The following is a 14,566-nucleotide window of genomic DNA, read 5'->3' as shown; positions in this document are numbered from 1 at the left end:
AAAGAAGCGACGAAGATGAGTCTGGACACTCTGGTAAAGGCCAGACTCATTTTTTGTTCTTTCGTAGGACTAGCAATGATTAAAGGGGTGTTCGATATGACAAACGTAGACAAACAAATAGAATTCGAACAATTAGATGCTTGGTGGCGGGCTGCAAATTATATTTCTGTTGCTCAAATGTATTTAAAAGATAATCCATTATTACGCCGTCCATTAACTAAAGACGATGTAAAGACACATCCTATTGGGCATTGGGGAACGATTGCTGGACAAAATTTTGTGTATGCACATTTAAATCGTGTCATCAATAAATACGATTTGGATATGTTTTACATAGAGGGCCCTGGTCATGGTGGACAAGTGATGGTATCCAATTCTTATATTGATGGCAGTTACAGTGAGATCTATCCTGAATTTACAGAAGATGAAGCCGGATTGGCACATTTATGTCGGGTGTTTTCTTATCCTGGCGGGATTGCATCCCATGCTGCGCCGGAAACACCAGGATCGATCCATGAAGGTGGAGAACTTGGCTATTCACTTGCCCATGCGACAGGTGCGATCCTTGATCATCCGGATGTGATCGCGGCGACAGTTGTAGGCGATGGCGAAGCAGAAACAGGTCCATTAGCTGGCGGTTGGTTTTCAAATGTCTTTATCAATCCGGTCAATGACGGTGCGGTGTTACCAATTTTGAATTTGAATGGCGGAAAAATTTCTAATCCAACCATCCTTGCCCGCAAGAGTGATGAGGATCTTCGAAAGTATTTCGAAGGAATGGGTTGGAAACCATATTTTGTTGAGGGAACAGATCCAGAGGTTGTTCATCACATCCTGGCTTTAACGCTAGATACAGTGATCGAAGAAATCAAAGAAATCCAAAACGAAGCAAGACAAGCACCTGCGGAATCAGCCACGATGCCAAGGTGGCCCGTCATTATTTTTCGGACGCCAAAAGGCTGGACAGGACCAAAGACGTGGGAAAATGAACAAGTGGAAGGAACGTTTCGTGCGCATCAAGTACCGATTCCAGTCGATTCTGAGCATATGGAACACGTCGATCATTTGATTGATTGGTTACAATCTTATCGTCCGGAAGAGCTGTTTGATGAACAAGGAAGAATCAAACAAGAAATCAAAGATCTTTCACCGAAAGGCAATCGTCGGATGTCGACAAATCCAATCACAAATGGCGGAATCGATCCCAAACCGTTAGTTATGACTGATTGGAAAAACTATGCCGTGGATACTGCAACACCAGGAGCTGTTGTTGCGCAAGATATGATGGTCTTTGGAGAACAAGCCAGAGATGTAATCACGAAGAACCCAACCAATTTTCGGATCTTTGGCCCGGATGAAACAAAATCCAATCGCTTGAATAAAGTCTTTGAAGTGACAGATCGACAATGGTTGGAACCTAAAGATGCTTCAGATGAGTGGCAGTCTTCTGTAGGAAGGGTCATTGATGGACAACTGTCGGAACATCAAGCAGAAGGATTTTTAGAAGGGTATGTTTTGACAGGGCGACACGGGTTCTTTGCTAGTTACGAATCTTTTTTACGTGTGGTTGACTCGATGTTGACGCAACACTTCAAGTGGATGCGTAAAGCTAGTGATCAGCCTTGGCGGAAAAACTATCCTTCATTGAACTTGATTGCCACATCGACTGTTTTTCAACAAGATCACAATGGGTATACCCACCAAGATCCTGGTGTGTTGACCCATCTAGCAGAGAAGAAAGCAGAGTTTATTCGCGAATACTTGCCTGCAGATGCGAATAGTTTGATGGCTGTGATGGATCGTGCGTTGCAAGAAGAGCAAGTCATCAACTTGATTATTTCCAGTAAACATCCACGTCCGCAATTTTATTCTGCAACAGAAGCAGAAGAACTAGCCAATGAGGGGTTGAAAATCATCGAGTGGGCTAGTACGGTTTCTGCGAATGAAGAGCCAGATCTAGTGGTCGCAGCAGCAGGCACAGAACCAAACCTTGAAGCACTTGCGGCAGTCTCGCTATTGAATCAAGCATTTCCACAACTAAAAATCCGCTTTATCAACGTGGTGGATATCTTGAAGTTAAGACACCCATCCGTTGATCGGAGAGGACTAAGTGATGAAGCGTTTGACACGTTCTTTACGAAAGACAAACCAATTCTGTTTGCTTTCCATGGCTATGAAGGCATGATCCGGGATATTTTCTTCTTACGGCACAATCACCAATTGATGGTTCATGGTTATCGAGAAAATGGCGATATCACTACACCGTTTGATATGCGTGTCTTTAGTGAGTTGGATCGTTTCCACTTAGCGCAACATGCAGCGGTAACTGTGTACGGTGAAGAAGCAACAGCTTTTTCTGAGGAAATGACGCAACAATTGAAAGCACATCGAGAGTATATTCGGAAAGAAGGTCATGATCTGCCAGTAGTGGAAAACTGGAAATGGACGGAGTTAGCTCGGGTGAAGGAATAATAACTAAGAATGACACTAGTAAAACGCGGATCTATCTGCCTTTACTAGTGTTTTTTTAGCAATCGTAAATTTAGTTGCTTTGCAGAATTTTAGTGTGGGGAAAATTAAAGCAACCTATTAGTTGATTAAAAAAGCGAGTCATGCATACAATGAGCATCGTATTCATTGTTTGTTCATAAATATTAATATTTTGCGATTGCGTTTCCAACTATTGGTATTGAAGTGTTTTATTATAGTTGTTGTTCTCTAAATACATAATGTTATAAGCATAAAAATTCATTTAAAAAATAAAGCATGTTATTATTTTTTTGATGAGAGATATCGTAAGAGAATAGTTAGATTATACATAGTTTTATTTTTTTATTTTGGGTAACTCGCTTAGTTCCTCCGTTGTTTTTACATAATAGTCTTTGATAAATTTTCATTTTCTAGTGAAATCTAGTAGAAATGGACCTGATCTCAAAGGCTATTTGAAAAAATGATAAAAGTAACGACTTTTTAAAAGTCTTCTATATTCAAATTGCGATAGTTTGGACAAAGGAGGTAAAGTTTGTGGGGATAAGGAATGGAATTCAAACCAATACGCGACCGTTTTTTATAACGTTCATTATTATTGTGGTGTTCTTTATTGGAGGCGTTTGCTCTTCTGTTTTTGCTGATGTCAATCAAAGGCAGTCAACAAATGTGTTGGTCGATAATGGAGAAGTGGCGTTATCACTCGAAGACACGAATAAAGGGGTGCGTTTTAAACTAGAAAAAAATTCATCTGAAGCGTTACAATTTTCCGTAAATTTGATTGATTCTAAGGGTGAAAAAATCCCACGTATGATAGATGATCAATCCATTACTGAGAATCAGGTGTTGACAGAAGAACAATTTTCTACCCTACATTTTACCAAACCAACTGAACCTGTTCGATTATTTGTCAAGTACAAGTCCGCAAATGGAACACTGACGGATCTGACACCACCTGAAGGAGAAATTCTTCCACTTGTTGAACCAGAAAATAATGATCAATCAGGTACTTCAGGGAGTCAACCAACCAAAGTAACGAGCGGTACCATTGAAGAAAATAGCGAAACTGGAGAAAATCAGGAAACAACCGAGACACAGCAAGCAACCAGTGAAGCGAAAGTAGCGGAAGAGCAAAGCTCGACGTCTTCTGACTATCAACCACCCCAGGCACGAGCAATCCAAGCTTTTGCAACAGGTACAGGTTCCCAATACGTACCGCCGGGAGCTATCCCTATCAGTGGCGCTTTTGCCGCACCAAATGGTGGGGCTGTCGTTTCAAATGTCACGAATACAAATGACAATGGCGGAAAACCATTTTCACAAATCTCTCTTTCGGGGAGTAATAACTGGACGTCGATTTGGTCAAATGACGCGTATCGCTTGGATTTCACAAAATCCTTTTCGCAACGTGTCTACGTCAATTTTGGCACACAACAAGCAGATGGCGTGGCGTTTGTCATGCATAACGATGCAAGAAAAACAACGGCCATTACGAACTCACGAGCGGTAGGTGTCGACGGTCAAAACTTGGGTGTCTACGGAGCGACTGGCGGCTACTATGAGTTATTGGCTCAGAGAACGCCAGAAACGACAGCTATTCGTAATTCATTTGCGGTTGAATTTGATTTATTTGCCAATGAAGCAGTAACTGGTAGAGCACGCTATGACGCACAGATTCCTGCTGGAAGTACGCCACATATGGCGTATACCTTTCCGGGTAACCTAAGCCGAACGTATCAACCAATCAATGCAGTGAATGGTGATTTAGGAGCAAATGAGTGGTTCACTTTGACCCTCGCCAATCCCGGACGGATCAAACACAACAGCTTGATCCCACTTAATGGAGCTGTCAGTACCAATGTCCAAGATGGAACATGGTACGAGTTCAATTATAGCTTTAATAGCAACACACGGAACTTTACGTATTCATTTAGAAATCCTGTCAATGGAGCAAAAACTGCTGACACAACGATACCTTGGGGGGATTTGAACTCGGAATTACAATTAGCGACCAACAACAATCGAGCCTACTGGGGATTTACAGCGGCCAACGGTAGCGTATCAGGACAAGTTCGTTTTGCTTTTACTCAGCCGCCGATACCGATAGGCGCGACAGTGACGAGTAATGTATTGGACAACGCCAATACATCTGTGACTGTTCCAAGTACAGATACAAGTAAAAGTAAATATTTGATGAGTGAGCAGCCAGCTAAGATCCAATCAACGATCAAGGTAAATACAGGTGAAGCAGCCTTGAATACTACGAGGTGGACGACGGTACTTGATGCGAAAGCAGTCAATTTGGCAACAAATGCGACAGTCATACCGACGATCACGAAAACGACTGCTGCAGGGGTGACGTCAACGATTGCCCCAGCAAATTTAGCAACAGTCGTGACAAATAATACAACGACTGGTGTGATCACAGTGGTCACGACAATAGCCAATAACGCGATCAATCTCAATCCAGGAGATTCAGCGACACTGAGTTATTCAGCACCAACAAGAACATTGTCAGCGGATGCACTAACTAGTTACGGAAGTTCAGTCTTGGCAAATCCAGTGGGAACGACACCAAATGATACAACAAACATCATCTACTATGGCGATACCGTGTATTATTGGGTTCGAAAAACGGATCAATTTACTGCTTTGTCATGGGAAAATGTCAATACGGTGACCAATTTTAGTGAGACGTTGGATATCTCTGCGAATCGCGATCCTGGGTACAAAAGAACATTTTATTGGAAAGATTTAGATATCGGCGATCGATTGAGTTTCAAAGTGAGAAAAGGAACGAATTATCTCACTGATGTTCCATTCTCTGATGTCACGACAACAGGGGCGACAAATTTTAACGCAAATACACAGTTAATGATCCCAACAAAATATTTTGATTATGGTGAGAATAAATTTGTCATTGAAGTCTACTCCTCCGGAAAAATGACGAAACCTGAAGAACCGGCAGCGTCATTGAATCTGACGGTAAACTACACTGGAGAATTAAGACTTGAGCAGGCACCAAGTACATTCAAATGGACGAATCGAAAGGTTCGTCAAAGTAAAGGGATCTTGGATCGTGATGCGGGCAATAGCTTAGAATTAAAGGTATGGGATTCGAGAGATCCACGAACAACAAGAAATTGGTCAGTTGGACTTTCGATCACGAGTGGAACGAACGCACCTTTTTCTTTCGTCTGGAAAACAAGTCCTACGAGTGCGGTTCAAAATCTGGGTAATTCACCAATCAAAGTGTTTGATTCTGCGAGTGTGACCCCGACTGGTTATGTTTATACGCTGAATATGAGTGAAAATGCGGGTGTATTGTTAAATAGCTCAAAACTGTTGCCTGTAGGTGATTATAGTGGACGAGCAACAGCCAATTGGAAGCTATATAACACGGCTACGATCGAATAAGGAGGCGATGAGATGAAGAGAATAACTATGAATCTTTTGTTCCTGCTTAGTGTTGTTTTGTTCACTGGCTTTGTGCGAGTCGCTCCTACGTTTGCCGACGAGGTGATTGCTTCCGATCAGCAAGAAATCCAGTTTGAATTATATGAAAAAGACGAAGTGAGTCCCATAGATAAGGGTGAAAGTGGAACGACCAAACCGCAAGCGGAAGGGATGCTTCCGCAAACAGGTAGTTTGTTGTATGGAACGTCTGCATTTCTCGGTACATTGCTGATTGGATTTGTCGGACTGATGTATCGATCAAGGAGGCAGAAGCGATGAAGCCTAAAATCAAATGGTTGCTACTATTTATCTTGCCCCTGATGTTTGTTTCTCCTTCAAAGATTCGAGCGTCTTCTGTTGGTGAAGAGAAAAAATCAGCAGTGAATGTCCAAATCATCGAACCTGCTATTTATTTAAAGAAAGTAATACCCCCAACTTTTGATCGCTACCCAGTCCCTGAGACGGACATTGAAGTACCAGCAAAGCAAGATCTAGTGATCGAAGTGGTTGACAATCGTTCTGGAACAAACGGGTGGAAACTCGATTATTCATTATCTGCTTTTAAAAATCAGCAGGAATATACAGCAAAACTTTCTATGAAAGATGGACAGTTGACGACAGAAAAAAACAGTGTCTATCAAGTCAATGATATAGAATATATCAGTCATGGTGAAACGCAAGAACTCGTCAAAGTCAGTCAAGGAACGAAACAAAACTTTCGATTGATCATCCCGAAAGAAAGTATTAAGTTGAGTGTTCCTGCTAATAGTCCAAGTGGTACCTATAAAGCGATACAGACGGTCAACCTCGTAAATGTGGTTGCCGATGTAGATTAATTGAAAATCAAGGAGGAATAAAAATGAACCACAAAACAAAAACATTAAGTGCAGTATTCGCAGGGTTGATTTTAGTAAATATAGGTGGAGTAGCAGCATTCGCAGCAGAGGTACCAGGACAAACTGGAAGTACACCAACGACTGTAACGATCACCGATGCTACTTCAGGAGATTTAAGACTCGATGCCGTTCCAGCGACTTATGCGTTTGAGACGGAAATCGAAAATGGCACGTATTCACTTAGTACTGGAACGATCGGTACACCAGGAAATATCGTTGTTTCAAATGATAGTATCGCTCAAGCATGGTCTGTGAGAGCAACTGTTGCGAATAATCAATTGACACGAGCAGCTGCACCAGCCACATTTGATGTGAATTCATTCCAAATCAATGGCGCACAATTAGTTGGTACAGGCGCAACTGGGATTGTCGCTCGATCAGCGACTACACCAGATGCCGGAAATAATACCGGTCAAATCACCACTCCGGTAACATCGATCGCAATTGGTTTTACCGATCCGAGCAATGTCTTACAAGTAAATAATGTCTTGAACGGTACGATCAATTATCAATTGTACAATACGGCAGATGCTTCTTAATGGCTGTGTTCAAATTGAGAAGATTGGAGCAATCGCATTCAGCGATTGCTTCAATTCTTTCTATAGGTTTTTGTTCATGATCAAATCTCTGGGAAAAACCAAATGAATCGATAAATGAGGTGTAGTGATGCGGAAAATAATTTTAATCATTTGTTTCATGTTTGCTTTTTGCTTCCCCTTAGTCACCGAGGCAGAGACTGAGAGTGAAGTGGGCTTTCATATCAAAGCAATTATTCCAGAAAATCAAGCCGATAAAAAATTAACTTATTTTGATTTACAATTAGAACCTGGTCAAAAACAAACGATCAAGTTCCTGATAGAAAATACATCGAATGAAGAGTCAACTTATCAGGTTGCAGTAAACCAAGCCTATACGAATGATCAAGGATTTATTGATTACACGCAACCAACTGATGAATCAGATATACCGGAGGAATTTCAAATCAACAACATTGCGAAAGTCCCAGAAAGCATCACTTTAGCTGGTGGGAAGTCACAAGAAGTTAGCGTTGACCTCACAATGCCGGAAAAAGAATTTGATGGACAAATCTTGGCAGCCATCCATGTCATGAAAATAGGTCAAGCGGAACAAGAGGGCCAAATCGTTAACAATTATGGCTATGTCTTAGGATTGAAATTAACGAATAATACGAATGAAGTGCAAAGAAAGGTGGAATTAGAAGGCGTCGAACCAGCCATTTCATTTGGGAAAACAAGTGTGGTAGCAACTTTGAAGAATCCAACGATGGATGCGATCGGTCATTTGAAATATGCAGCTGAGGTGAAAGATGCCACAGGGGAAGTCATAAAAGAAGTATCTTATGATAAAGAGATGCAAATGGCGCCCTTGTCAACGTATCGATTTGCAATCGATTGGGACAATGAACGACTGGAAGCGGGAGATTATTCCTTACATTTGACAATCTCAGATGCAAAAGACAACGAATGGGTATTCGATCGCGATTTTTCAATCAGTGAGAGTGATGCGAAAGAAGTGAATAAGGTAGCAATCTCTAAAGTGAATCAGCAGTCAATCCCAACTTGGGTCTATGTAGTTGTGGGTGTCTTACTTGGGATCATCCTTCTATTGATCATTTATTTTCTATTCATACGTAAGAAGAAAAAAGAAGAGTAACCAAAAGGGGTTGTGATCCTTATGTTAACACGAGTCTTAGCATAGGGATCACAATCTCTTTCTGTCAGTTAGCGTTTTTTATAGAAATAATAAAGCACACTGATGAAAAAAATCACAGATATTAGAAGGCCGATTTCGTAATATACAAACACCCTCAGAGAATCGTAAAAGTAATACGCCATGATTTTAGTGATAAAATAAATCACTGGACATGCAGCTAGGAACACCAGGAAAGTGCGCTTAGTTAATTTAAAGAAATAAAAAAATGCTAGCACGGCAATACTTAAAGGAAACCAAAATAAAAACTTGCTTAACTGAACCAACATCATTCACTCCTCTATAATCTTCGTAATCAAATAATACCATTTTTGTGTTATTTTTAAAACTATTAATAGTATCATAACAAAATATTTTTTTTGATTTTAAAATAAAAATAAGTGATTTTTATATATGAAAGCTTGATTTAAAGATATTTGTGAAAAGGTGTTCATGCGGAACGTTCGTTTTTTAATAACATTTAAAAAAGTGAAATTAGGTTCCTTTGTTATATATCGACCATTTTTATAAAATGATTTTAACAAGTTTGTACGGATGAAATGTAAGATCATTTCAGTGATCCAAGGACAGTCTTGGCGACGCATACTGAAAGGTTGGTAACCATTATAGCGATAGATATATTCATTTTTCCAACCTTTTGTTTTGGTTTGCTTCATTTTCAATAACTCGATCAGTGGGCGTAATGCCGCTTGATCAAGATCTGGAGTATGAGAAGCGATGTAGATAAGATCGGTCAAGGATAAAACGTAGCCTTGTGGAAACATATTTTCTGTAATGTGTGCAGAAATGGGCTGTCCATTCGATAAGCGTTTGAACCATTGATGCTTTTCCATATACATCACACCATCAGTGATCATTTTTTTTACTTGTGGGTCAGTTTGATCCACCATTTTTTGATAAGTGATCAACGCACGAACAGTTTTTCCAATGCCGATGTAACAAGGGGTTTTTCTTAAGCAACCGCCATGTTGACAAATACCACGTCCTGTCCATGAGATTGTTTGATTCCGTTCAAAGAGCTGATAATTTTTGATCCACATGAGTGCTCGCTGTGCAGAAAGTTTTTGCCCTAAACCGAGACGAACATAGGCTTCCAGTAACATTGCATTGTAGCAAGGAACGATATCTTCTGCTTTTCCGGTATAAGAAAAACCGTCTGACGTCGCAATCGTTTTTTCTACATACTGGATCAATGACTGGGTAACTGGTAATTAACTTGCATAGGTGATTTCGGCTAAACCAACCAAAGCAAAAATTTTCCCTAACGCGGATAGTTTCTCTTGTTGTACATATTATTTGACGATCAGTGTTTGCTCAAGATAGAGCATGGAATCTTCAATCGGTTCATTTTGATCTATTTTCATTTTTAATCAATAAGCTGTATCCATAAAAGTATGATTTCTTCAATTGCTTATTGTAAGTATTTGGTAAGGGTTTCACAAATCCAGTATAACATTAAATGGCTGTTCCATGATGGAGCAGCCATCGAATCTTAGCTGGGATATTTCGATTTTTCTTTTTTATTTCTGAAAAAATTATGATACTGGGAGATTTCTAATAATTGAATGTTCTTTTAATAGAAATAATCAATGACGAATATTTCTAAGTTATTGGTGTTTATTTATATAATAGGAAATAATAAGCACGATAACGCTGATGAATGGTGTTATTATTCTTGGTTAAAGGATGTAGATTGTTATTTATTTGCAAAAAACCGCTAATAAAAAGGGACTATGAATGGGTGAAGAATCTATCCGTAGATAATTGGTGGGTAAAATTTCCTTAGGAGGATGATTTACATTATGAAAAAAAGAAAACAATGTGTCCGTTGATGTTGCTCGCTCTCTCTGTGTCGACAACAATGGTGACAGTTTCCCATGTGTCAGCAACAATTCAATCAGTAGAAAAGAGGAAGGGGAATGATTCGATACAGACGAGTCAACGCAATCAGTCTTGACTAGTATCGATCACTTCTAACCGAGAACAAATCAATCGTTTAGAACAAAAGTATGAGTTAGTCGCTTATGATGCAACTGTCTTGCCTGAAAAAATTGATCCTAAGTCACTCTTAGTGGCTGCAGATGCGAAAGTTGTTGATGGAGAAGGGAACCTCTAAGTGATTTCACGCCTTATATCAAAGCAACAACCGTTGAATCAAATCCAGGAGAATACCAGATAACCATTGGCTTAAAAGAAGGTGTCAGTGTGGAAAAAGTAGTAAAAGTAACAGTTTTAAATGAGAAATAAGAAGAAACAAAATATACGATTTTAGCAAAAGACGTGACTGTACTAGTAGGACAAATACTCCAGGAGAATATGAAGTGACGATTGGTCTTGAACAAGATGAATGTGTGGAAACAACAGTGAAAATCACAGTTGTTGGGGAGCAAGTTCCACAACAAGAGTACATTTTAAATGTAGCGGATGCTGCTGTGACTGTCGGACAGACGGATGATCAATCAATCTTAACGGCAGTCGGGCCACTGTGACAGATTTATCTAGTCAACCAGTCGACGCACGACCAGTGATCAAAGCATCGACAGTCAAAGACGAAGTCGGTTACTATGAAGTAACGATCGGTATCGATAAAGGAGATATTGAAAAAAACAGTTGAAGTGATCGTTCGTTCTGAAAATCTTACAGAAGGCTATACTTTTTTAGCGGAAGATGCTGTTATTACGGCCGAAGAAATAGATGACGCCTCCATCATCAAAGCGACAAATGCACGAACTGTTTATAGTGATGGCAAAGTCGTGAAAGGTGCAGTCATCAAAGAGAACAATGTTTTGCCTATTCCTGGCGAATATGAAGTGGTACTGATGGCGAATCAGTATGGTTTTGGGGCAAAAACTGTCAAAGTAACAGTCGTAGCAGTCAACTGATACGTCATTACTAATTGATCTGTACCGGTTCATTATCTCACGGATATCACAAGAGATGGGAACAGAAGTGTTTAAGCTCAATAAATAAGGCGACAACCATGAAAATCGCTTCTTAAAATTTTTGTGGTCGTCTTTTTTTGAAGATCGTACTTCTGTTTCCGCCGTTTATTCGTTTCTAAGGCGCGCATAGTCTTCTTTTTATTTTAGGTAAATGTTACACTTGTGAAAAGAATCCAACGATCATCAAAGGAGAAAAAAATGAAAAATCACTGTCTGATTTACCGAGCGTTTGGCTTGCCACAAGAGGTTGTGCAACTAGCAGAGCAACCACTCTCTTTAAGACAAGGAGAAGTCTTGGTCAAAATGTTAGTGGCTCCAATCAATCCTTCTGATTTGATTCCAATCCACGGCGCCTATGCACATCGCATCAACTTGCCACAAATTGCTGGGTATGAAGGTGTCGGGAAAGTGATCCAAGTCACTGATCCTCAGGATGAACAAATGATAGGACAATACGTTTTACCTCTACGAGGGGAAGGAACTTGGCAAACCTATCACACAGTACCCAAGAGTGAATTAGTTATTGTTCCCTCTTCGGTCGATCTTTTGACAGCTGCCCAGATGTACATCAATCCTGTAACCGCCTGGTTGATCTGTACAAAAGAATTGAACCTGAATAAAGGAGATCATATTTTGCTCAACGCAGGAAATTCTTCCATTAGTAGAATTTTTATCCAATTGAGTAAAATTTTATCATTTAAAGTCATTGCAATCGTTCGCCACGAAAAATATAAAGAAGAGTTAACTGAACTAGGAGCAGATTTGGTCGTTCTTTGGGATGAAGAAACAACGTTGCCGCAAATTTTAGCATATACAAAGGGGAAAGGCGTAAGGGCGGCGATTGATCAAGTAGGTGGGAAAAGCGGTGAAACCATGGCGCGAGCGATTCAACCGTATGGGAAGTTCGTTGCGATCGGGTTACTCTCTGGTCAACAAGTTGATTGGGCGTTTATCCAAACATTGCCGATCCAAGCTAAAGTCTATCATCTAAGGCATTGGGCGGATTCGGTTTCCAATGAAGAATGGCAAAAACAATTTCAACAACTATTCCGTTTGGTTGAAGAGGGACAATTGAATCTACTAACTACCGCTCCCGTATATCCAATTTCTGAGTATCGCCAGGCTTTAGTAGAAGCAGAAAAGAAAAAAAGGAAAATATTTTTAAATTTCAATGTTCCATTAGAGGGCTGAGACAATCAAAAGAGAGTGTGATATTCGTCCTCTCGTACCACTTAAAACCGAATGAACGGCAAGAATAGAAGAAACCTCTTCGCAAAATAAGGCGCCACCCACGAAAACTTGGAGAACAAATTTCGTGGGTGGCGCCTTATTTCTCGAGGTTAAACACGTCTGTTTCGACGTCTTTTTGAGATCACGGCTAAAGGATAGGGAGTGTTTTTCCTTTAGTTAGTTTCTGAATACGCAGGCAAAGACAAATAAGTGATCGTCTCCATTAAAAGACGCCAATCCGCTATCGTCGGTACATTGGAGATTCGATGGATGCGACAAACCTGTTCATCAATCAAATGAAGATCGTAATTACAAACTACGAGATCAGCTTGGTAGGTTTCGATCGATTCTTTTGTGACAGCATGTTCAATTTGAAATTCGACCGTTGACCGTTGCATAAAAAGTGTCTCGATCTCATTCAGGATATAATCATCTAAAGATGGCGGTCCTTGGATCGTAAACAAAATGCGTAAAGGGCGATACGACTGCTTCATCAACAGCGAAGCATGAAACGTTGTCAACGCAGCTGCAAGATAGTCGATATGAACAAAACCAAATAATGGGTTATTTTTTAGAATCGTTAGTTTTTCAAGCCATACTTGGTAGAGCTCAGAATAACGTGCCTTCATTTGTGTCACCATCGTGGGTGAATGTAATTCATAAGTATGGCTCATTTTAGAAAGTAAACGCGCATTGACCAAGTAAGCTTCCATTTTTTCTAGTGTCCCGTCTTTGATCATGTGTTCCGGGAAAACAGTCGCTAGAAAACGTTGGATCGCTTCGATGACACCCGGGCTTTCTTCTCGATAAAATGCATAGGAGCGACCATCGTCCAAATTGCTTTGACGTGTGTAGGAAATACAATGAAGTGAGACCAAGTATAACCACATCGTTTCATTTAATGAGAGTGTTTCATTGGAGCGTGAAAGATAGTAATCCTGTAATAATGGCTCAAGTGAAGAGAAGCCTTTGCTGCTTTTGATCAACACTTTGATACTTCGATTTAAGTTGCAAAGTTTTTTACACTTCCAACGTGCTTTTGCAATCGACAGCCATAAAGCGGCACGAAAATGGCTAAAATGTAAAAAGGCATGATCTCTTTTATGGCCTTCGTCGACTAAATACTGTGCATCGATTTCACTATCTGAATCAATGATCGTACTATCGCCAAAACTTGAGTAAAAGGCAAAAAAACAAAAACGAATATCTTCTTCTCTACCTGATAAACTCAATGGTCCAGTGGTGATCGTCACACTGAATTCCTTCAAGATATTATTCATATGACGGATCGTTTTAAAAATTGTACTTCTAGAGACCATCAAGGCATCGGCTAATTCATCGGTTGAGTAAGTTACATTATGAAGCAATAGATCCATGATCTGGTAGGTGATGGTCCTTTTAGCTAATAAGGTGATCATTGAATCGATCGTCATTACCTTTTTGTAGTGAAACGATAGTAGTCCTTTGTGATCAATCTTTAGTGAAACGCACTGCTCATTCAGCGCATGGTTGATTTCCTCGATGTCTTTTTTTAGTGTTGGTTTTGACTTCTCTAAGTTAAGAGAAAGATCATTGAGCGTTAACTGGTTGGTTTTATTTTTATGTACTAAATTTAAAATTTGATATTGTCGTTTAAACTGATTATCAAGTTGTAAGGTGATGGGTAAATTTTCCATTATTCTGGCTTCCAATCTTTATTTTTCTATAAATATGTAAGAAATATAGTCTCTCTTTAAAGTTAAAACACATAGTTAGATAGGCTCAGGGAAAGATGTGCATATTATAAGTATACAAAAAAAACAAACGTTTGAAATAAAAAATCAT

12 protein-coding genes are annotated in these 14,566 nt (G+C 39.8%); 10 read left to right on the top strand and 2 right to left on the bottom strand.

Features of this window, described 5'->3' with window-relative positions; all coding sequences use genetic code 11:
- Nucleotides 1-96: 96 nt before the first annotated feature.
- From IGJ99_RS09195 to IGJ99_RS09170, 6 genes are all read left to right on the top strand, one after another.
- Complete coding sequence (locus IGJ99_RS09195; RefSeq protein WP_438770777.1) at nt 97-2,472, top strand: phosphoketolase family protein; 2,376 nt, start codon at nt 97-99, stop codon at nt 2,470-2,472.
- 552 nt (nt 2,473-3,024) lie between these two features.
- Nucleotides 3,025-5,904 carry a hypothetical protein gene (locus IGJ99_RS09190; RefSeq protein WP_438770776.1) on the top strand — a complete coding sequence of 960 codons (2,880 nt, stop codon included), beginning with the start codon at nt 3,025-3,027 and terminating at the stop codon, nt 5,902-5,904.
- A 12-nt stretch (nt 5,905-5,916) separates the two neighbouring features.
- On the top strand, nt 5,917-6,222 hold the full coding sequence (locus IGJ99_RS09185; RefSeq protein WP_010735041.1) for an LPXTG cell wall anchor domain-containing protein: 306 nt from the start codon (nt 5,917-5,919) through the stop codon (nt 6,220-6,222).
- Complete coding sequence (locus tag IGJ99_RS09180; protein WP_153830211.1) at nt 6,219-6,779, top strand: WxL domain-containing protein; 561 nt, start codon at nt 6,219-6,221, stop codon at nt 6,777-6,779. The genes IGJ99_RS09185 and IGJ99_RS09180 overlap by 4 nt, the downstream gene beginning before the upstream one ends.
- Before the next feature lie 23 nt (nt 6,780-6,802).
- Nucleotides 6,803-7,378, top strand: a complete 576-nt coding sequence (locus tag IGJ99_RS09175; RefSeq protein WP_010735043.1) for a hypothetical protein — start codon at nt 6,803-6,805, stop codon at nt 7,376-7,378.
- Nucleotides 7,379-7,505: 127 nt separating this feature from the next.
- Entirely contained in the window at nt 7,506-8,513 is a 1,008-nt protein-coding gene (locus tag IGJ99_RS09170) for a DUF916 and DUF3324 domain-containing protein (RefSeq protein WP_023519948.1), read from the top strand.
- A 422-nt stretch (nt 8,514-8,935) separates the two neighbouring features.
- Here the strand turns inward: IGJ99_RS09170 and IGJ99_RS09165 are convergent, their stop codons facing one another.
- The gene (locus IGJ99_RS09165) at nt 8,936-9,763 is read right to left on the bottom strand and encodes a hypothetical protein (RefSeq protein WP_438770775.1); all 828 of its coding nucleotides are present in this window, start codon (nt 9,761-9,763) and stop codon (nt 8,936-8,938) included.
- A 1,128-nt stretch (nt 9,764-10,891) separates the two neighbouring features.
- Here IGJ99_RS09165 and IGJ99_RS09160 point away from each other — a divergent pair.
- The 4 genes from IGJ99_RS09160 (at nt 10,892) to IGJ99_RS09145 (ending at nt 12,703) form a co-directional block, all read left to right on the top strand.
- Nucleotides 10,892-11,059, top strand: coding sequence for a hypothetical protein (locus tag IGJ99_RS09160; protein ID WP_023519947.1), 168 nt, complete (start codon nt 10,892-10,894; stop codon nt 11,057-11,059).
- Entirely contained in the window at nt 11,056-11,184 is a 129-nt protein-coding gene (locus tag IGJ99_RS09155; RefSeq protein ID WP_438770774.1) for a hypothetical protein, read from the top strand. Before IGJ99_RS09160 ends, IGJ99_RS09155 begins: the two co-directional genes overlap by 4 nt.
- Nucleotides 11,168-11,452: a hypothetical protein gene (locus IGJ99_RS09150; RefSeq protein WP_438770773.1), complete on the top strand. Its 285-nt coding sequence runs from the start codon at nt 11,168-11,170 to the stop codon at nt 11,450-11,452. Before IGJ99_RS09155 ends, IGJ99_RS09150 begins: the two co-directional genes overlap by 17 nt.
- 258 nt (nt 11,453-11,710) lie before the next feature.
- Nucleotides 11,711-12,703 (top strand): zinc-dependent alcohol dehydrogenase family protein, encoded by a 993-nt coding sequence (locus IGJ99_RS09145; RefSeq protein ID WP_096081610.1) that lies wholly within the window; start codon nt 11,711-11,713, stop codon nt 12,701-12,703.
- A gap of 212 nt (nt 12,704-12,915) precedes the next feature.
- Here the strand turns inward: IGJ99_RS09145 and IGJ99_RS09140 are convergent, their stop codons facing one another.
- On the bottom strand, nt 12,916-14,418 hold the full coding sequence (locus IGJ99_RS09140; protein ID WP_224434103.1) for a helix-turn-helix domain-containing protein: 1,503 nt from the start codon (nt 14,416-14,418) through the stop codon (nt 12,916-12,918).
- Nucleotides 14,419-14,566: the final 148 nt, after the last annotated feature.

Origin of the sequence: Enterococcus sp. AZ095b, from assembly GCF_051714725.1 — a bacterium.
GTDB classification, from domain to species: domain Bacteria; phylum Bacillota; class Bacilli; order Lactobacillales; family Enterococcaceae; genus Enterococcus_B; species Enterococcus_B pernyi.
Note: the sequence above shows the minus strand (reverse complement) of the source record. Positions and strands in the feature narration are given on the sequence as shown.